The organism is Allobosea sp. NPDC055353, assembly GCF_053644975.1.
In genome coordinates, this window is sequence record NZ_JBSHMC010000001.1 from 1,392,107 (window position 1) to 1,411,183 (window position 19,077).

Here is a 19,077-nt window from a genome sequence, read left to right on the forward strand (position 1 = left end):
ACCCGATGCCGTTCAATTTGCTCAAATATGGACTGAAGCGGGAATACACTCCCCACCGCGAAATCCCTCCGACGCCGGAGCTGAAGTCCAGCTATGACGTCGTCATCATCGGCGGCGGCGGCCACGGCCTGGCGGCTGCCCATTACCTCTCGAAATACCACGGCATCCGCAATGTCGCCGTGTTGGAGAAGGGCTACCTTGCTGGCGGAAACACGGCTCGCAACACGACGACGATCCGCTCCAACTACATCACCAACCAGTCCATCCGTTTCTACAAGGAAGCCGTCTCGCTCTACGAGAGCATGTCGCATGAGTTGAATTTCAACGTCATGTTCTCGCAGCGCGGACAGCTGACGCTGGCGCATTCCGACGCGACGCTGCGCTCGTTCCATCTGCGCGCCGAAATGGGCAAGCATCACGGGACGCGGATTTCGGTCGTCGATCCCAAGCAGGTGCGCGAACTATGCCCCCATCTCAACATGGACGAGGGAGGGCAGCACGAGATTCTCGGAGGGCTCTGGCACGAGGATGGCGGCACGGCTCGCCACGATGCCGTGGCCTGGGGCTACGCCGCTCAGGCGTCGAGCCGCGGGGTCGAGATCCATCAGCGCACGGAAGTGCTCGGCTTCGACAAGTCGGGCGATCGGGTTTCCGCCATCCGGACCAATCGCGGCACGGTGAGGGCCGGTCAGATCATCCAGGCAGTCGGTGGCCTCAACCAGCATGTCGCGAAGCTCGCAGGCATCGATCTTCCCATCCGTTGCTACCCGCTGCAGGCGATGGTGACGCAGCCGCTGAAGCCCTTCCTCGACACCCTGGTGTCCTCAGCCAACCTCCACACTTACCTCGTGCAGTCGTCGCGCGGGGAGATCGTGATCGGCGGCGGCTCGGACCCCTATCAACTGATCTCGACCCGCTCGACGCTGGATCTCAAGGAACAGCTCGCCCATGGCGCGCTGCAGCTGTTTCCCTTCCTGCACAACGTGAAGCTCCTGCGACAATGGGCGGGCATCACCGACATGACGCCGGACTACACCCCGATCATGGGTGCCAGCCCGCTTCGCAACTACTGGCTTGATTGTGGCTGGGGCACCTGGGGCTTCAAGGCTACGCCGGTCGCCGGAAAGTACCTCGCCGAAACGGTGGCGACGGAGCGCGTCCCCGAGATCCTCCAGCCGTTCAGCGTGACGCGCTTCGAAACCATGGCGCTCATCAACGAAATGGGCGCCACGGCTGCCAGTCACTAGGGCCTTGCCATGAAGATCATGAATTGCCCCATGAACGGGCCCCGGAACATCAGCGAATTCGCCTGCTTCGGCCCCGTCCACGCGCCGTTGGATGTCGATGCTGCAAGCGACGCCGAGTGGTCGCACTACCTGTTCCACCATGAGAACAAGGCCGGTGTCATTCGCGAATGGTGGCGGCACACGCCGTCCAACTACTTCTTCATCGCAGAGCGGCACACGGTCACCGACGAGATCGTCGCCACTTACAGCGCAAGCGACTTGCCGCGCGGCGGGAAAACCCCATGAACACGCGTCTGCCCAAGCCTTATGGCACCCGGATCGACAGGAGCGCGGCTCTGACCTTCACCTTCGAAGGGCGGAGGTTCGAGGGGCTTTCCGGCGATAGCGTCGCCAGCGCGCTCGTGGCATCCGGCCAGTGGCTGATCTCGCGCTCGTTCAAGTATCATCGGCCCCGCAGCATCCTGACCATGGCCGGGCAGGACGCGAACACGCTGGTCCAGCTCCGCGACGAACCGAACGTCCTGGCCGATGTCCAGCCTTTGCGCGATGGCCTCGCCGCGAGCGCGCAGAACGTCAACGGCTCGCTGGAACGGGACCGCGATGCGATCCTCGATCGCTTCGGCCGCTTCATGCCTGTCGGCTTCTACTACCGGGCGTTTTTCGGCCCCGGCAAGAATGCCTGGCTCAAGCTCTGGGAGCCGCTCATCCGCAATAAGGCGGGTCTCGGCAAGGTCGATACGGCTCTGCCACCGGCGCGCTACGACAAGCAGAACCTTTTCTATGACGTGCTGGTCGTCGGCGGCGGCCCGGCTGGACTGTCCGCTGCGCTCGAAGCCGCCGAGGCTGGTGCGCGCGTTCTCGTCGTCGACGAAAACCCCGAGCTCGGCGGGTCGCTGACCTATGCCCGGTTCGATGGCGGCCGTGCCGTCACCGAAAAGCTGCTTCTCGACCTTCGGGCACGCATCGAAGCGCATCCGGGAATCGACGCTTTCACCGGCGCGACCGCCAACGCCTGGTACGCCGATAATTGGGTGCCCATCATCAAGGGTAGCCGGCTCTACAAGGTGCGGGCGCGCGAGATCGTTCTCTGCACGGGCTCGCTCGACCAGCCGGTGCCGTTTCACAACAACGATCTGCCGGGGATCATTCTCGGCTCGGCCGCGCAACGCCTGATGCGGCACTATGCCGTGAAGCCCGGCCGGAAGGCGGTCGTGCTCGCCGGCAATCGGGACGGCTATCGCGTGGCGCTCGACCTGGCCGAGGCCGGCGTCGCGGTCGCGGCCGTGGTCGATCCTCGGGCGAGCCAGATGCATCCTGTGCTGGCCGATGAGCTGACGGCGAAGGGCGTCCGCATCCTGCTCAACGCCTCCATCAGCGAAGCTGCGGGCACAGCTGGCAAAAAGCACCTTAGGGCGGTCAAGGTCGCGATGGGGGGCGCCACGGAAAGCATCGACTGCGATCTTCTCGCGGTCTCCTGCGCCTACACGCCGACCTACCAGCTGGCCCTGCAGTCGGGGGCCAGGCTGGGCTATGATGATGCCTCGGCCCAGTTCGCGTTGACGGGCGTGCCGGCGCATGTGCGGCTTGCCGGATCGGTCGCAGGGCAGTTCTCGCTGCGCACAGTCCTGGCCGCGGGGCGAGGGGCCGGCGCTGCCGCAGCGAGCGAACTCGGCTTCGGTGGCAGCGCGATCGATCTGCCCGAGGACGAGGAGCGCAGCGTCAGCAGCTTCGCGATGCCGCTCGTCGCGCATCCCAAAGGCCGGGATTTCGTCGATTTCGACGAGGACCTGCAGGTCAAGGATATCCAGAACGCCGTTCGCGCTGGCTATAGCGAGCTCGAACTGGTCAAGCGGTTTTCGACGGTCGGAATGGGGCCGTCGCAGGGACGCCACTCGGCGCTCGCGACGGCGCGGATCGTGGCGCGCGAGACGGGACGGAACGTCGCCGATATCGGTGTAACCACCTCCCGACCGCCCTTCGGCCCGGAAAAGCTCGGGCTGCTCGCCGGCGTGCAGCGCAGCCGCTTTCGCCATACCGCGGTTCACAAGCGCCACCTCGAGGCGGGCGCGAAGATGACACCGGTAGGAGCCTGGTGGAGGCCGCTCTATTACGGCGCGGAAGCTGCACGCAACGCGATCATCACCGACGAGGTGAAGCTCGTTCGTGAGCGTGTCGGTATGCTCGACGTCTCGACACTCGGCAAGATCGAGCTTCGCGGCCCGGATGCCGGGCTCCTGCTCGATCGCTTCTGCTCGATGAGCTACGCCAAGCAGCCCATCGGCAAGGTCCGCTACTGCCTGACCTTGAACGAGATGGGCACGGTGATCGACGACGGCGTCGCCTTCCGAATGGCCAATGACCAGTATTACGTCACGGCCACGACCGGCGGTGTCGATCGGATCTATGCCGATATGTGCTGGCAGAACGCCCAGTGGGGACTGGACGTCGACATCCACAATGTCACGGCGGGTTTCGCAGCGTTCAATCTGACCGGGCCGCTCGCACGAAAGGTTCTCGAGGCCGTCGGTGGCATGGATGTCTCTCCGGAAGCGTTCAGCTTTCTCGCCGGGCGCGTCGGAACGGTTGCAGGATGCCCCGTCAGGATCATGCGGATCGGCTATTCCGGCGAACTCAGCTTCGAGCTCCATACGCCGCAAAGCTATGGCGAGTCGCTATGGGACGCCTTGATCGAGGCCGGCAAGCCGTTCGGCTTGCGGCCCTACGGTCTGGAAGCATCCCGCATCCTGCGTCTCGAAAAGGGCCATATCATCATCGGCCAGGACACCGATGCGGTGAGCACGGCGGACGAGCTGTGCATGGAATGGGCGCTCTCGATGAAGAAGCCGTTCTTCATCGGCAAGCGTTCGGTCGAGCTGCTGCGCCGCCAGCCGGCGAGGCGCCGGCTGGTCGGGTTCGAATTGCCCGTGAGTGAGCGCCAGGGGCCGGAAGAATCCTGCCTGGTGTTGAGGGATGGCGAGGCCGTCGGGCATGTCACCTCCAGCGGGTTCTCGCCGACTGTCGGGAAATGGATCGGGCTGGCCTTCGTACCGGCCGATCTCGCTGAGCCGGGCGGAATGGTCTCGATCAAGGCGCGCGACGGCAGGCTCACGAACGTGCAGATCGTGCCGCCGCATTTCTACGATCCCGAGAACAAGCGTCAGGAGGTCTGATATGCCGCATCTCGCAGTCAGCCGGCGGACGCCGCTCGGGCACGTCTACGCCGATACAGGAGCGCCTGATCCTTTCGCAGGCGAAAGCCATCGGCATGTGATCGCTCGGGACCCTTCCGGCAGCGAAATCCTGCTCTACGACCTGACGGCCTGTGGACGTTTCGGGATCAAGGGCAGGGGTGCCGGTGCCTGGCTTGCGTCACAGGGCATCGCGCTGCCGGCCAAGGTCAACGCGATCGCCTCGATCGGGGAGCTGGACCTCGCGCGGCTGGGATTGGAGGATTTTCTCGTTCTCTCCCGGCCCGGAGCTCCATCCGAAGCTCTCGCCCGGTTGAGGGCGGCATGGGAGCAGGATGCCAGCGGGCCGAAAGGCTTCAACGCTTGGCGCGAGGAGGTTTGGGCCTGGTTTCATATCTGCGGACATCATCTCTCTGCTTTCATGGCCAAGACCTGCCCGGTGGATCTTCACCCGGATCGGTTCTCGCTCCTGAGCGTCGCACAGACGCGCGTCGCCCAGATGGACAGCATCGTCATCAGGACGGATCGAACCGGGACGCCCGGTTTCGATCTCTTCTTCGACATTGCGTCTTCCGAATTCGCCTTGCGCAGTTTCGAGGAACTGGGGGCGTAGCCGTTTCGCGCGGCTGCCGGCTATCCTCTGGCGCTCGATCTCGCGTTGAGCGACACGTTCGACGTCGACAGCGGCAAGGCGAACAGCAATTGCTTGATGCGATTGCAGGCGAGGTCGTGATGCAGGACGGCAACCTCGTCCGCATCCTCGATCCGGCGTTTCTCGATCGCCTTGACCATCAAGGCGTGCTGCCGGGACACCTCGGTCATATGCGCGAATAGCTCGGGATCGGACGTTTCCGACACGGCGCCCGTGTTGCCAGCATTCTTGCCGGCGCCTGAAAAACATGCGCGCGACAGCCGCGACGATGCGATCAGCGTCTTGTGGTAGAATTCGTAGAAATACGAGTTATGCGCCGCTTCGGCGATGGCCAGGTGGAACGACGTGTTCGCATCTTGGCGTTGCATGTCGTCGCCACTGTACATCGCCTTCTCGAAGGCTTTGTAGGTCGTCCTGATCCGCTTGAGATCATCGTCGGTGCGATGCTCGGCAGCGAGCCGTATGATCATTCTGCTCGACACCAGCAAAGCTTCGTAAAGCCGCGGCACCTCGTCGAAATTCAGCGGGGCGACGCGGGCAAACCGGCCTTCCCGGATCGCCAGGCCTTCCGACATCAACTGGATGATGGCTTCCCGGATCGGTGTTCGGGAAACCGACAGGGACGACGCCAGCGCGTTTTCGTCGATCACCGATCCTGGGCTCATCTCCAGCCGGAGAATTCGCTCTCGCAGGATGTTCAGGGCTTTCACCCCATCTCTCTGGGGAGATTCAGCCGACATTTCGATGCGCTCGCGGGGTCATTCTCGAAGATGCCTTAGCATTCGATGCCGAAGTGTCAAAGGTGCCCATCATGGGCTCCTCATCGAACCGGATCGAGCCCGCCAGACCCGTGATCGGAAGCGCGCATCTTCACCGGCCGAACTCGTCTTTCAGCCAGTCGTAAAGTCGGTGCGAGGGATGCCAGAGCGGTTGATTGGGCGCTCCGGTCAGCGCGTGGCTCAGCTCTGTCTGAAAGGCTGCGCCGCTCACGCTCACAAGGCGTCCTGATGCCAGATACGGGGCGCAGTAGGTCGAATAGGCGACCGTGGCGCCGAGATTCTGGGCCGCGCTCTCCAGCGCCGTCAGCGCATTGTCGGCTTTCAGCGTCGGCAGGCCGTCGTTCAGGCTGATGCCAAGCCCGGTTGCCCAGCGTTGCCAGGAATTGTGTCGCCCCTGGATGTATATTCTTCGGGACGCTCGGGCCATCTCCTGGAGCGACATCGTCTCAAAACGCTTTGCCGTTTCGGGAGTGGAGACCAACAAAAGCGCTTCTTTTGGCAAGCGCGGGACAGCCGCCTCGATCTCGGACGCGTCGCGCACCTCGATGACGATATCCGCCAGTTCCGCGTTCGGGTCGCTCCAGATGGCGCTGTTCAGTCGAAGCTCGACATTGGGATTGCTCGACAGGAAGCCATCGAGGCGCGGCGCAAGCCACAGCGTCAGGAAGGAAACCGGCGCCGACAAGGTGACGCTGCGGACCAGGTTCCGCCCGCGCAAACCCTCCGTCGCAGCAGCGGCGACATTCAAGGCCTCGGCTACGCCGGGCAGATAGGCCTCGCCAGCTTCCGAGAGATGCAGGCCGTTCGACTTGCGCAGGAAAAGCTGCCGCGACAGGTAGGTTTCGAGAGCGCGAACCCGCTGGCTGACCGCAGCCTGGGTGCAGTTCAGCTCCTTGGCAGCCTCGGTGAAGCTGAGATGCCGAGCCGCGGCTTCAAACGCCTGAAGCCCGCTCAACGGCGGCAAATTTCTCATGGTCTTCACCCAACAAAAACAGGGTCACAGGGCCGGTTTCTATTTCTTGGACCATGCCGACACAAGCGATACCGATTGAGGAACGGCGCCGCTCGACAGCTTGGAGGCGTTGATCGGCCCCCGCTTGTTGAACCGGCCTGAGGAGGCGCATTGGATGACCAGCGCGATCCAGAAGAAGTTCGCCGATTTGGCCACAGAGAACGCGCCCGGCCAGGAGGTCAGGCAGGCGGGCTCAGCCGTCGAGGCCGGCTTCATCGGCGATAAGCTTCCGGGCCGCCCCGTCGATTTTTCGCATGGCGATGTGGATGCGTTCCTGCCGAGCGACGGCGCGCTCGACGCTTTCGTCGAAGGTTATCAGCGCGGCGGCTCGCAGGCCTACACAGAATATCTCGGCGATGCCTCCATTCGCTCCGAGGTGGCACGGCGCCTTGACGCCTTCACCGGCGCGGGGCTGGCAGCGGGTGAGGATCTGATCATCACACCGGGCACACAGGGTGCCCTGTTCCTCGCCATGGGCGCCACGGTTGCCCGTGGAACCAAGGTCGCGATCGTCGAGCCCGACTATTTCGCCAACCGCAAGCTCGTGCGCTTCTTCGACGGCGTGCTGGTTCCCGTCGCGATGGATTATCTCGATGCGAATGGCTGTGCCGGCCTGAAACTCGACCAGCTGGAGGCGGCGTTCAAGGACGGCGCCGAGGTCCTGGTTCTGTCGAACCCGAACAACCCGACGGGCGTCGTCTACTCGGCGGCTGAGATCGATGCCATCGCGACGCTCGCCGCACGATATGGCGCGACTGTGATCGTCGATCAGCTCTATTCGCGCCTCCTATATGAAGGCCAGACCTATACGCATCTTCGCGCGACGAGGATGCCGCGCGAGAATCTGATCACGATCATGGGGCCATCCAAGACGGAGTCGCTGAGCGGCTTCCGCCTCGGCATCGCGTTCGGGTCGGAGGCGATCATCGAGCGCATGGCGAAGCTCCAGGCCATCGTGTCCTTGCGCGCGGGCGGGTACAATCAAGCCGTCCTGAAGGTCTGGCTGGCGGAGCCGGAAGCCTGGATGCAGGAACGCATCGCGAAGCATCAGGCGATCCGTGACGATCTGCTGGCGATCCTGCGCCGCGTGGACGGTGTGAAGGTTCGTACGCCGCAGGCCGGAAGCTATCTGTTTCCCCAGTTGCCGAAGCTGACGACCGGCGCGCTCGACTTCGTTCGGGCCCTGCGCGTTCAGGCTGGCGTAACGGTGACACCGGGTACGGAGTTCGGTCCGCAGAGCTTCCGGAGCATTCGCTTCAACTACTCGCAGGACCATGAGGCCGCGGTTGCGGCGGCGGAGCGGACTGCGACGCTGATCGAGCGCTACCGGGCGGGCGCCTGAGCAACGGGACGAGAATTGCGCGGGTGGGCGCAAATGCCCGCTCGTCGGAGATGACGGGAGGGATTGCGATGGGGCGCAAGCGTATCGGCATCATCGGGGCGGGCGTGATCGGCCGGGCCATTCATGCCGACATTCTCGGCAATGATCTGGCTGACATTGCCTATGTCCTGACATCGGGGTCGCGGCCCGCAGCGGACGCGCCGCCGCAGCTTCAACCCCTCATCGTGACCGACCCTGAGGTCGCGCTCTCGCGATCCGTCGATCTGGTGGTGGAGGCCGCCCATCCGGATATCCTCGCGCAGCTGGCGCCGCGTATCCTCGCATCCGCCGATCTGTGCGGATTCAGCTGTTCGGCGCTGTCGCGGCCTGAGACAGAGCAGGCGATCGACGCAGCCGCTCGTGCAAGTGGCCGGCGCTTCTACCTTCCCCATGGCGCGGTGTTCGGGCTCGACGGGCTGACAGATGGGCGTGAGATCATCGACGAGGTGACGATCACCACGACCAAGAGCGAAACCAGTCTCGGTCTTGAAAAGGGGGCCGCCGGAATCGTGTTCGAGGGAAGTGCGCGGGAGGTCTGCGGCCGGTTCCCGCGCAACGTCAACGTGCATGCGGCCATCGCGATCGCGGGCATCGGCTTCGATCGCACGCGGAGCATTGTGGTCGCCAAGCCCGGAACAAGCGCGATGCATCACCGGATCCAGGTTTCGGGGCAGGGGATCGCGTGGGAGTTTTCCGTGTCGTCGCAATCTCTCGGAGGCGTTTCCGGAGCCTACACACCCCGTTCCGCAGTCGGATCCGTGCGGCGCATTATGGCGTGTTCCGGCGTGATCAACTGCTAGCCGGCGCAGGGGGCGCCGGCCATGACGAGTCGTCGATAGGGCTAACTATTTCAATGCCTTGCATGGTCGTTGCCGTTCGCTCGGCAGCGGTTGCGGACGGCTGACCGGGAACCTCACGTCAGCCTTTGTCCGACGCCGAAAAAGTGGGCAGCGTGCCGGCATTTTCGTGTTGCCGGCCATCAAATTCAGTGTACGATTTGGATACTCAAGGCCAGGGCGGCGGGACGGATGAGCAGATGCAAATGATCCAAGAGAACAGAAACGAAGAGAGATGGGTCGTCGGCGTTGATGTCGGAGGCACGTTCACCGATTTCTCCGCGCGCAATCAGAGCACGGGCAAGGTGCTTATCCATAAGCGGCCGTCGACTCCGGATGATCCGTCTCGTGCAGTACTGAACGGTCTTCGCGAGCTGACCGATAAATACCAGATAGACGTTGGGGCGATCGAGCGATTTGCTCATGGAACAACTGTTGCGACGAATGCTCTGCTGCAGCGGAAGGGCGCCAAGGTTGCGCTCGTCACGACCAAGGGCTTTCGCGACCTGATCGAAATCGGCCGGCAGGTTCGGCCGCATATCTACGACCTGCAGCTGGATGCTCCGCAGCCGCTGGCAGACCGCTCGCTGCGTTTCGAGCTGGAAGAGCGGATCGGCCCCGCTGGCGAAATCGTTCGCGAACTTTCGCAGGCCGCGATCGACGAACTCATCTCCGAACTGAGCAAGCGGCCCGACATCGAGGGCGTCGCTGTCTGCCTGCTCTTCGCCTTCATCAATCCCGAGCACGAGAAGCGTGTCGCCGCGGCTTTGCGCGAGGCTTTCCCGAACGTTTTCGTCTCGGTCTCAAGCGAAGTTCAGCCAGAGTTCCGCGAGTTCGAGCGGTTTTCGACGACCCTGATCAACGCCTTCCTGCAGCCTGAAGTCGGCCGCTACATGGACCGCCTCAAGGCTGAGGTGGCGACCGTCGCTCCCAATGCCGAATTCGGCATCTTCCAATCGAGCGGCGGCCTGATGTCGGTCGATCGCGCCTCGCATTTTCCGGTGCGGACGGCGTTGTCCGGGCCGGCGGCCGGAGCGGTCGGCGCTGCCGGCGCCGGAGCGATGTCGGATATCGGCGACATCATCACGCTCGATATCGGTGGAACCAGCACCGATGTCTGCCTGATCCAGGACGGCCGGACGGCGATCGCCAGCACGCGCGACATCTCGGGCTTCCGCATCAGGCTTCCGATGGTGGACATTCACACGGTGGGCGCAGGCGGCGGCTCCATCGCGCGTCTGGGTGCAGACGGCCTGATGAAGGTCGGGCCTGAGAGCGCGGGTGCCGTTCCCGGGCCGGCTTGCTACAGCCGCGGCGGCACGCTGCCGACCGTGTCGGACGCCAATGTCATCCTCGGCCGGCTCCCGATGACGCTGACCGGCGGGGGGATGACCATCGATAGGGACCTCGCGGTCAAAGCTGTGCAGCCGCTCGCAAACGAGCTCGGTCTTAGCGTCGAGCACACGGCGCTTGGCATCGTTGGCATCGTGACGTCGAACATGGTGCGCGCCATCCGGGCGGTCACGATCGAGAAGGGCTATGACCCTCGCAAGTTCCTGCTGATGCCCTTCGGTGGCGCTGGCGGTCTACATGCTGCGGATGTCGCCCGTTCGCTCGGCATTAAGCGGATCATCGTGCCGCGTGCGCCAGGCATTCTGTGCGCCGAAGGCCTGATCCTGTCCGATCTCCAGGAGGATTTCGTCGCGAGCTGCCGGATGCGCGTCGGCGGCGACATGGAGGCGGCAAAGGCGGTCCTCGCCGAGCTGACCGAGGCCGGAGAGGCTTGGCTTTCCCACGAGAGCGAGACTGCGCTCGATACCCGCCTCGTGCTCTCGCTGGACATGCGCTATGTCGGCCAGAATTACGAGCTCGCCGTTGAAGTCGCGAACGGGACAGGGCGTCCGAAACTACCGGGTGCCGAGGATCTCCGGAAAGCGTTCTTCGCCGAATACCTGCGGGCTTATGGCCATTACGACGAACAGGCGCCGATCGAGATCGTCAATGCCCGCCTGAGGGCTGTCGCCGAGCTGCCGCAGAGCCGTTCCAGCGCTGAAACCGCCGCCGAGAAGCGCGAGCCCTTCGACTTCAAGGACGTCTGGTTCGACGAGAAGGCCGCCGTCCCCACCCCGATGTTCGATCGCGCCGGCCTGCCGGTCGGTATGACGATCGCCGGTCCGGCCATCATCACCCAACTCGATTCCACCACCGTCGTGCCGCCTTGGGCCACGATCACAATCGATGCCGCACACAACATGATCATGGAACTCAACGATGCCTGAGATCACGATCGATCCGATCTCTCTTGAGATCTCCTGGAACGGCCTGAAGTCGATCGCCGATGAATGCTTCATCAGCATCATGCGCAGTGCCTTCTCAACCAATGTGAAAGAGCGTCACGACCATTCGACCGCCATCGCGGATGCACAGGGCCGACTGGTCGTGCAGGCGGAAATGGCGCTGCCGATCCACCTCGCTTCCATGCGAGGCCTGACGAGGTTCATCCTCGACCGGTTCGGCGAGGACATCCATCCCGGCGACGTCTTCATCGCCAATGACCCGCATGTCGCGGGTGGCACGCATCTGCCCGACATCAACATGGCGATGCCCGTGTTCGAGGGTAAGCGGCTGATCGGCTTCGTCGCCAACATCATCCACCACGCCGATGTCGGCGGCACGGCGAAGGGTTCGATGTCGGGCGGCCTCGACGAGATCTACAAGGAGGGGCTGCGGATCCCGATCATGCGGCTCTACTCCAAGGGCGTGCTCGACCAGGACCTGCTGCATCTCCTGCTGCTGAACATGCGCCTGGCCGACGAGCGACGCGGAGATCTCAACGCCCAGATCGCCGCCTGCAAGCTGGGTGTTTCCCGCCTCGAGGACATGGTCCGGGAGCATGGCGGCGACAAGATCACGGCAATCTTCTCGGAGGTCATTTCGCGAACCGAGATGCGCATGCGCAAGGCGATCGCCTCGCTGCCGGACGGGACCTACTCCTTCGTCGATTACATGGACGACGACGGCGCCGGCACGAAGGATATCAAGATCGCGCTGAAGATCGTGAAGACGGGCGACCGCATCCTGTTCGATTTTGAGGGCAGCGACCCGCAGGTGCCGGGCAATTTCAACATGGTGTTCAACGCGACGCAGTCGGCTGTGTGCTTCGCCTTGAAGGCGCTGCTCGATCCGAACGTGCCGAACAACCAGGGCATCTTCGATGCGATCGAGCTGCAGGCGCCGCTCGGCTCCTTCGTGAACTGCGTCGCTCCTGCGGCCGTCGCCCTGCGTGCCAATTCCTGTCAGCGCGTGGTCGATTGCGTGTTCGGGGCGCTGGCCAGCCAGGTTCCCGATCGGGTTGTCGCCGGCACCAACGGTGCGAATACCAGCGCCGTATTCGCCGGCACCGATCCCCGCACCGGGCAGCTCTATGTCTATCTCGAGACCCTCGGCGGCGGCATGGGCGCGCGTGCGACCTTCGACGGCAAGGACGGGGTGCAGGTCAATATCACCAACACCTCCAATTTGCCGGTAGAGGCGATCGAACTCGAATACCCCCTGCGGGTGGAAGAGTACTCGCTGATCGAGGATACCGGCGGCGCAGGGCGCTTCCGCGGCGGCATGGGAATTCGCCGGATCATCCGACCTGTCGACCACGTCTGCGAGTTCAACGGCGTCGGCGAGCGCTTTGCTCACAAGCCTTGGGGTCTGTTCGGTGGTGAGGATGGTGCGACCGGCCGCTTCTACATCCGTGGCGATGACGGCCGGATCGACGAACTGGCCGCAAAGGCATCCTGCATCCGCCTGGAGCCGCATGCGGTCGCCGTCCTCGAAACGGCTGGCGCTGGCGGGTATGGGCCCGCAGCCGAACGCAGCCCGGAAGCGATCCGCGAAGACCTGTCATCCGGCAAATTCTCGACCGGCTACGTCAAGCGGCACTACCCCGCCGCGGCCTGAGGGCGGCGGGCATCCACACGGCAAAGCAGTCCGGGGCGTCCCCCGGGCGGCGCCCACAGCACTCCGAAGAAGGGCGCTGTCGCAACCTTAAGTCCAACGGGGAACTGGAGAAGACCGATGACTGACCTGACGCGCAGAAATGCACTGGTGCTTGCGGCTGGCGGCTTGGCCATGCCGTGGGTGAGCAAGGCTCACGCCCAGGAGCGGACGATCACCGTCGCCGCTTACAGCGACATTTTCGAGGACATCTACAAGCGGACGGTGATCGAGCCGTTCACGAAGGCCAATCCGGGCATTCGGGTGAACTACACGGGTATGCCGACCTCTGCGCAGAACCTGGGTACGTTGCGTGCCCAGAAGGCGGCACCACAGATCGACGTCTGCATCCTGGACGTGGTCGTCGCCAAGGCGGGCGGCGACGAGAACATCTTCAAGAAGGTGACGGCCGAGCAGTTGCCGGTGATGAAGCAGCTCGTACCATCCGCCTTGATCGACGGCGTGCCCGGCCCCGCCGTGACTTTCGACACCATCGTTCTGATGTATGCGCCTGCGAAGTTCCCGACCGCGCCGACTTCCTGGAAAGAACTCTGGAACAAGAAGCATTCCGGGCGCATCGCCATCGATGCCCCGCCGAACGCCCTCGGGCTGGGCCTGACGCTGATCGCCAACAAGATGGCCGGCGGCGGCGACTACAGGCAGTCGATCGCCAAGGGTATCGAGCTTCTCGGCGAGATGGCGCCCCTGGTGCAAAGCTGGGATCCGAAGCCCAATCCGTATGCGGCCCTGTCCAATGGCGCGGTCGATCTCGGCATCGGCTACAATGCGCGCGCCCAGACCTTCTCCAAGCAGACGCCCGACCGGATCGCAGTGGCGATGCCGGAAGAGGGCTCTCTCTCCCAGATCAACACGATCAACCTGGTCAACGGGTCAAAGCAGCCCGAGGCCGCCCTTCAGTTCATGGCCTATGCCTTGAGCCCCGAGGCCCAGGGCGCCTTCACGGAAGCGCTCTATTACGTGCCCACCAACAAGGACGCGTCCATCTCCGAGGATGCGCGCAAGCGGACGGCCGCGACGCCGGAGCGCATGGCCCGCATGATCGATGTCGACTGGCTTGAAGTCGCCAAGATCCGGGACGGCGTCACCGAACAGTGGCGCAGGAACGTGACCAGCCGTCGCTGATCGCCTCGTCCGGAACCAGCACTGAGCGCAGGAGCGCCACCGCCGTGGCGAGAAGAATGTGTATCTAGAGGTCGAATCTTTAGAGAAGCGGTACGGGCAATTCGCACCGTCGGTGTCGAACCTTTCCTTCTCGCTCGGTCAGGGTGAATTGCTCGGTCTTCTCGGCCCCTCGGGCTGTGGCAAGACGACGACGCTGCGCATGATCAGCGGCCTGGTTCAGGCGAGCGCAGGCAAGATCAAGGTGGGCGGCCAGGATGTGACGCGGCTGCCCACCTATCGGCGAAACATGGGCGTGATGTTTCAGTCCTATGCCCTGTTTCCGCATATGACGATCGCGGAAAACATCGCGTTTGGCCTGAAGATGCGGAAGGTGCCGAAGGAGGATCTGGCGAGGCGTGTCGACACGGCCCTCGCCATGGTCCGCCTCGACGGCGTTGCAGGTCGCAAGCCACGGGAGCTCTCCGGCGGCCAGCAGCAGCGCGTGGCGTTGGCCCGAGCGCTCGTCGTCGAACCTGACATCCTTCTTCTCGACGAGCCGCTGTCCAATCTGGACGCCAAGCTGCGCGACAACATGCGCAACGAGATCCGCGAGATTCAGCAGCGCCTCCGCATGACCACGGTCTTCGTGACGCACGACCAGACCGAAGCGATGGCGATCTGCGATCGGATCATCGTGATGAACCGGGGCAAGCTGGAGCAGATCGGCACTCCGCACGAGATCTACGAGGCGCCCGCCACGCCCATGGTCGCGGATTTCGTTGGCCGCATTAACCGACTGGACGGACAGTGGCGCAGCGATGGCGCCATCGCCATCGGCAGTTCCGTGATCCGGGCGCCTTCCCATGGCGCCGGCCGGGTTCTGGTGATGATGCGCCCCCATCGGATCGGGCTGGCGGCTGCGAGTGCCGCTCGGGCGCAGAAGGCCGACGATAACGTGGTCTCGGGCACGATCCGGCAGGTCACCTATATCGGCGACATGCTCCAGTACGCAGCCGAAACGACGGGCGGCATCGTGCATGTCGAGAAGTCGACGAGTTCGGCCGCGGAGGTCTTCCAGCCGGGCGATGCCGTTTCGCTGCACTGGAAGGTGAGCGACACGCTGACCTTCTCCGCGGAGGCGCCGCGATGAGCGCCGCAGCGGTTGGCGATACGAAGGGGATGCCGAACAGCTCGAAGCTGCTGGTTACGCTGCTTCTCCCGATCATTCTGGTGAACATCGTCGCCTTTGTGGCGCCGGTCGCCAACCTGGCCGCGATGTCGTTCCGGGAATCGTCCGCGACGGGCGCGATGACCGAGAACTTCAACTTTGCCGCCTGGGGCTCGTTGCTGACCGACAGCTACTACTGGTCGATGCTGTGGCGGACCGTCTGGATCGGGATGCTGATCACGCTGGTCACGCTTCTGCTGTCTTACCCGCTGGCCCTGTTCGTCAGCCGCGCGACCCGAGGCAAGGCGATCCTCATCGTGCTCTGCATCTCGCCCCTGCTCATCTCAGCCGTGGTGAGAACCTATGGCTGGATGGTCATTCTCGGGGAGCAGGGCTTTCTGCCGGCGCTGCTCCGTTCGGTCAGCATCACGCCACCGCGGCTTATGAACAACGAGCTGGGCGTCGTGATCGGCATGACCGAGATCCTGATGCCCTACATGATCCTTTCGCTGCTCTCCGGATTCGGCAAACTCGACGTGACGCTGGAACACGCGGCGCAGACGCTTGGAGCCGGACCGATCACCGTTTTCCGGCGCATCGTCCTGCCGCTCAGCCTGCCCGGAATCCTGCTTGGATGCCTTCTGTGTTTCGTGCTGGCGGTCAGCAGCTTCATCACACCGAAGATGCTGGCGGGCGGGCGGGTCTCTCTGCTAGCCACCGAAATCTACGATCAGGCGATCGTGACGCTGAACTGGCCACTGGCCGCCTGTCTTTCCATCCTCATCCTCGTCGTCTTCGGAGCGGCCCTGACATTCTACGGCCAGCTTTCGAAGATGGTCGACTAGCGGAGGAGACGATGTTGGCTCACTTCTATCGCGGCCTCCATTTACTGATCATCGCGATAATCATGCTGTTCCTTCTGGCGCCCGTGATCTTCGTCTTTCCGATCTCCTTCTCCGCGGACGCCTATGTTGCCTGGCCACCTTCGGCCTGGAGCACGCGGTGGTACGTCGCGCTGCTGAACAATGCCGATATGGTCCAGGCCTTCTGGAACAGCTTGCTCCTCGCATCTTGCGTCACGGCGATCACGCTGGTGATCGGCACTTCGGCAGCTGTCGCGCTGACGCGTTGGGATTTTCCAGGGCGCGAAGCGCTGGTGTCGCTTTTCACGGCTCCACTTCTCCTGCCGAGCATCGTTCTGGGGCTGGCGATCCTGATCATCTTCGTCGGCTACGGATTGGTTGGCAGCTGGCCGGGGATGATCGCCGGGCACCTCGTCATCACCTTGCCCTATGCCCTGCGCGTCCTGATGACGGGACTCAGCACCTTGCCGCCCTCTGTCGAGGACGCGGCGGGAACGCTTGGCGCGAGCCCCTGGCAGGTGTTCAGGCTGGTTACGCTTCCGCTCATGGCTCCCGCGCTGGTCGCGGCCGCGGCCCTGTCCTTCATCGTGTCCTTCGATGAGGTCGTGATCTCGCTGTTTATCGCCGGCACGCAGCTGAAGTTCCTGCCGGTCACGCTCTACCACTATGTCGAAAGCTTCACCGACCCTCTGGTCGCTGCGGTTTCGGCGCTCATGGTGCTGGGCACGCTCGGCATCGTTCTGGTGGTGGAACGCGCGATGGGCCTGGGCAAAGCCGTCGCCAAATAGGGCGCGATCACCGCGCCCAGATCGAAGCGAGGTGCCCGTGCGCGGCACCCATTGCAAACGGACAGCCACGGATGGTCACGATCGACACCATTTCGCAGGCGCATGCGCGCCTGCTCGGCAAACACGTGCTGACGCCGCTGCTCGAATACGGGCAGGTGAACGAGGTTATCGCAGGGCGGGTGCTCTTCAAGGCCGAGAACCTGCAGCGGACAGGCTCCTTCAAGTTCAGGGGCGCTTACAACAAGATCGCCTCCCTGAGCGACGCGCAACGCGCGCGAGGCGTGGTGACCTATTCCTCCGGGAATCACGCGCAGGGCGTGGCCGCCGCCGCCAAGGCGTTCGGCGTGCCGGCGACGGTCGTGATGCCGGAGGATGCGCCGGCTCTCAAGCGGGAGAACACGCACCGGCTCGGTGCCGAGATCGTGCTCTACGACAGGCTCACGGGCGATCGTCGGTCCATCGCGGAGGGCATCGCCAACGAAACGGGAGCGGTCATCGTGCCGCCCTATGACGACGAGATGGTGATATCGGGTCAGGGCACCATCGGGATCGAGATCGCCGACCAGCTTTCGGCGCTCGATGTGCGAGCCGATATGCTGCTGAGCCCCGTCGGCGGAGGCGGACTCATCGCCGGCATTTCGACAGCGATGAAGGCGCGCTTACCGGGCATCGGCGTTTATTGTGTCGAGCCCGAGGGGTTCGATGACACGCGCGTATCGCTCGAACGCGGCGAGCGTACCGGCAATCGGCCTGGCCACGCGACGGTGTGCGATGCGATCGTCACCCAGATCCCAGGCGAGATCACGTTCCCCATCAACAAGGCCAATTTGTCCGGCGGCTTCGCGGTTTGCGACGCGGATGTCGCGAAGGCTGTCCGGATGCTGTTCGAAGTGGCCAAGCTCGTCGTCGAGCCTGGTGGCGCCGTCGGCCTCGCGGCGCTGCTCGCCAACCCCGCGACGTTCCGGGGTAAGACGACGGTCGTCGTGCTTTCCGGCGGAAACATGGACCTGGATTTCTTTCGGGACAGCATCGCGTCCGGTGCCGCTGGCATGTGACGCCTACGGGGCTGCGCGATCGGCAGCCGATCAAAGAAACACAAGCAGCGTCCTGCGGGACCATGGGGAGGTTTCGTCGTGTCGAGGAACTCGCGCGAAGGAGCGGCGATCTACACGTTGATCAAGGATGCGATCCAGCGCCTTGAGATGCGTCCGGGTTCGGTGATCGACGAGGCCGAGATCGCCGCCCGGATCAATGTCTCGAGGACGCCCGTGCGGGAAGCGATCATTCAGTTGATCGCCGATGAACTGGTCATTCGCGATGGCCGCTCGGCCCGTGTTGCGCCACTTGATTTCGCTGAGGTTCCGAAGCTCTACGATGCCTTGCTCGTTTCCAGCAGAATGGTCCACCGGCTCGCTGCCGAGAACAGAACGGCAGCGCAGCTGAAGTCGATCGAAACGGCGATGAATGACTTCGAGGAGGGCATTGCCTCCTCGGACGGACTGGGCCGTTCCGAACTCAATGTAGCCTTCCATATTTGCATCGCCGACGCCGCACATAACGTCTACTTCGAGAGCTTCTATAAAAAGATGCTCCTGGCGACGAGCAGGCTAGCAAGGGCCTGTTTCTCAGGTGATGGGCGCTATGACTTCGACGCCGCTTATCCCGAAGACGATATTACCGCTCACATGATCGAAACAGCGCGCCAGCATCGATTGATGTTCGAGGCTATCGCGGACCGCGATATCGAAGCGTCCGACCGGATGGCGGCCGCGCACGAGGCGCTTGCGAAAGGCCGTTTGCGAGCGGCGTTGTTCCGCACGTCCGGTGCCGTTGGCAACGCGCCGCTGGGGGGAGAGAGCGCCCCGATTTCGCTTCGACCTGCATTCCAGGCGACCGGGCTCGCGGCTGCAAAGAAACCAGGTGCAAGACAGGGCATCGGTGCGCGAGGGGGCGGCTAAACCCCGCATTTCTCCAATGCCGAAAGCCGAATGCGCATCTGCCGGCACCTGTGCGTCCCGGCTCCCCGCCCACCTTGTTCGCCACTTTCATGATTT

16 protein-coding genes are annotated in these 19,077 nt (G+C 63.7%); 14 read left to right on the plus strand and 2 right to left on the minus strand.

Going from position 1 to position 19,077, the window contains the following annotated elements; genetic code table 11:
* The first annotated feature begins 5 nt into the window (after window positions 1–5).
* The 4 genes from ACWIEX_RS06430 to ACWIEX_RS06445 are packed head-to-tail and all read left to right on the plus strand — an operon-like array spanning window position 6 to window position 5,048.
* The gene (locus tag ACWIEX_RS06430) at window positions 6–1,247 is read left to right on the plus strand and encodes an FAD-dependent oxidoreductase (protein WP_454032261.1); all 1,242 of its coding nucleotides are present in this window, start codon (window positions 6–8) and stop codon (window positions 1,245–1,247) included.
* A 9-nt stretch (window positions 1,248–1,256) separates the two neighbouring features.
* Window positions 1,257–1,532, plus strand: a complete 276-nt coding sequence (locus ACWIEX_RS06435) for a sarcosine oxidase subunit delta (RefSeq protein ID WP_454032262.1) — start codon at window positions 1,257–1,259, stop codon at window positions 1,530–1,532.
* Entirely contained in the window at window positions 1,529–4,417 is a 2,889-nt protein-coding gene (locus ACWIEX_RS06440; RefSeq protein ID WP_454032263.1) for a glycine cleavage T C-terminal barrel domain-containing protein, read from the plus strand. Before ACWIEX_RS06435 ends, ACWIEX_RS06440 begins: the two co-directional genes overlap by 4 nt.
* A 1-nt stretch (window position 4,418) precedes the next feature.
* On the plus strand, window positions 4,419–5,048 hold the full coding sequence (locus ACWIEX_RS06445) for a hypothetical protein (protein ID WP_454032264.1): 630 nt from the start codon (window positions 4,419–4,421) through the stop codon (window positions 5,046–5,048).
* Between the two features lie 20 nt (window positions 5,049–5,068).
* On the opposite strand, the gene ACWIEX_RS06450 is transcribed toward ACWIEX_RS06445, so the two are convergent.
* Window positions 5,069–5,797 carry a GntR family transcriptional regulator gene (locus ACWIEX_RS06450; protein ID WP_454032265.1) on the minus strand — a complete coding sequence of 243 codons (729 nt, stop codon included), beginning with the start codon at window positions 5,795–5,797 and terminating at the stop codon, window positions 5,069–5,071.
* Between the two features lie 160 nt (window positions 5,798–5,957).
* Window positions 5,958–6,821, minus strand: coding sequence for a LysR family transcriptional regulator (locus ACWIEX_RS06455; protein WP_454032266.1), 864 nt, complete (start codon window positions 6,819–6,821; stop codon window positions 5,958–5,960).
* Between the two features lie 172 nt (window positions 6,822–6,993).
* Between ACWIEX_RS06455 and ACWIEX_RS06460 the strand changes: the two genes are divergently transcribed.
* The 10 genes from ACWIEX_RS06460 to ACWIEX_RS06505 all read left to right on the plus strand — a co-directional run bounded on the left by ACWIEX_RS06460 (window position 6,994) and on the right by ACWIEX_RS06505 (window position 18,981).
* Window positions 6,994–8,220, plus strand: coding sequence for a pyridoxal phosphate-dependent aminotransferase (locus tag ACWIEX_RS06460; protein WP_454032267.1), 1,227 nt, complete (start codon window positions 6,994–6,996; stop codon window positions 8,218–8,220).
* A 68-nt stretch (window positions 8,221–8,288) separates the two neighbouring features.
* The gene (locus ACWIEX_RS06465) at window positions 8,289–9,059 is read left to right on the plus strand and encodes an aspartate dehydrogenase domain-containing protein (RefSeq protein WP_454032268.1); all 771 of its coding nucleotides are present in this window, start codon (window positions 8,289–8,291) and stop codon (window positions 9,057–9,059) included.
* A gap of 125 nt (window positions 9,060–9,184) precedes the next feature.
* Complete coding sequence (locus tag ACWIEX_RS06470) at window positions 9,185–11,374, plus strand: hydantoinase/oxoprolinase family protein (RefSeq protein WP_454032269.1); 2,190 nt, start codon at window positions 9,185–9,187, stop codon at window positions 11,372–11,374.
* Complete coding sequence (locus ACWIEX_RS06475) at window positions 11,367–13,046, plus strand: hydantoinase B/oxoprolinase family protein (protein WP_454032270.1); 1,680 nt, start codon at window positions 11,367–11,369, stop codon at window positions 13,044–13,046. Before ACWIEX_RS06470 ends, ACWIEX_RS06475 begins: the two co-directional genes overlap by 8 nt.
* 117 nt (window positions 13,047–13,163) lie before the next feature.
* Entirely contained in the window at window positions 13,164–14,225 is a 1,062-nt protein-coding gene (locus tag ACWIEX_RS06480) for an ABC transporter substrate-binding protein (protein WP_454032271.1), read from the plus strand.
* 112 nt (window positions 14,226–14,337) lie between these two features.
* Window positions 14,338–15,354 carry an ABC transporter ATP-binding protein gene (locus tag ACWIEX_RS06485; protein ID WP_454032272.1) on the plus strand — a complete coding sequence of 339 codons (1,017 nt, stop codon included), beginning with the start codon at window positions 14,338–14,340 and terminating at the stop codon, window positions 15,352–15,354.
* Window positions 15,351–16,217, plus strand: coding sequence for an ABC transporter permease (locus ACWIEX_RS06490; protein WP_454032273.1), 867 nt, complete (start codon window positions 15,351–15,353; stop codon window positions 16,215–16,217). The genes ACWIEX_RS06485 and ACWIEX_RS06490 overlap by 4 nt, the downstream gene beginning before the upstream one ends.
* A gap of 62 nt (window positions 16,218–16,279) precedes the next feature.
* Entirely contained in the window at window positions 16,280–17,023 is a 744-nt protein-coding gene (locus ACWIEX_RS06495; protein WP_454032274.1) for an ABC transporter permease, read from the plus strand.
* 71 nt (window positions 17,024–17,094) lie between these two features.
* Window positions 17,095–18,078 carry a threonine ammonia-lyase gene (locus ACWIEX_RS06500; RefSeq protein WP_454032275.1) on the plus strand — a complete coding sequence of 328 codons (984 nt, stop codon included), beginning with the start codon at window positions 17,095–17,097 and terminating at the stop codon, window positions 18,076–18,078.
* A gap of 78 nt (window positions 18,079–18,156) precedes the next feature.
* Window positions 18,157–18,981, plus strand: a complete 825-nt coding sequence (locus ACWIEX_RS06505; RefSeq protein ID WP_454032276.1) for a GntR family transcriptional regulator — start codon at window positions 18,157–18,159, stop codon at window positions 18,979–18,981.
* The last annotated feature ends 96 nt before the right edge of the window (window positions 18,982–19,077 follow it).

Coding starts and splice junctions, on each gene's coding strand:
- ACWIEX_RS06430 (WP_454032261.1), top strand. CDS start 6: ATGCCGTTCAATTTGCTCAAATATGGACTGAAGCGGGAATACACTCCC.
- ACWIEX_RS06435 (WP_454032262.1), top strand. CDS start 1,257: ATGAAGATCATGAATTGCCCCATGAACGGGCCCCGGAACATCAGCGAA.
- ACWIEX_RS06440 (WP_454032263.1), top strand. CDS start 1,529: ATGAACACGCGTCTGCCCAAGCCTTATGGCACCCGGATCGACAGGAGC.
- ACWIEX_RS06445 (WP_454032264.1), top strand. CDS start 4,419: ATGCCGCATCTCGCAGTCAGCCGGCGGACGCCGCTCGGGCACGTCTAC.
- ACWIEX_RS06460 (WP_454032267.1), top strand. CDS start 6,994: ATGACCAGCGCGATCCAGAAGAAGTTCGCCGATTTGGCCACAGAGAAC.
- ACWIEX_RS06465 (WP_454032268.1), top strand. CDS start 8,289: ATGGGGCGCAAGCGTATCGGCATCATCGGGGCGGGCGTGATCGGCCGG.
- ACWIEX_RS06475 (WP_454032270.1), top strand. CDS start 11,367: ATGCCTGAGATCACGATCGATCCGATCTCTCTTGAGATCTCCTGGAAC.
- ACWIEX_RS06480 (WP_454032271.1), top strand. CDS start 13,164: ATGACTGACCTGACGCGCAGAAATGCACTGGTGCTTGCGGCTGGCGGC.
- ACWIEX_RS06490 (WP_454032273.1), top strand. CDS start 15,351: ATGAGCGCCGCAGCGGTTGGCGATACGAAGGGGATGCCGAACAGCTCG.
- ACWIEX_RS06495 (WP_454032274.1), top strand. CDS start 16,280: ATGCTGTTCCTTCTGGCGCCCGTGATCTTCGTCTTTCCGATCTCCTTC.
- ACWIEX_RS06500 (WP_454032275.1), top strand. CDS start 17,095: ATGGTCACGATCGACACCATTTCGCAGGCGCATGCGCGCCTGCTCGGC.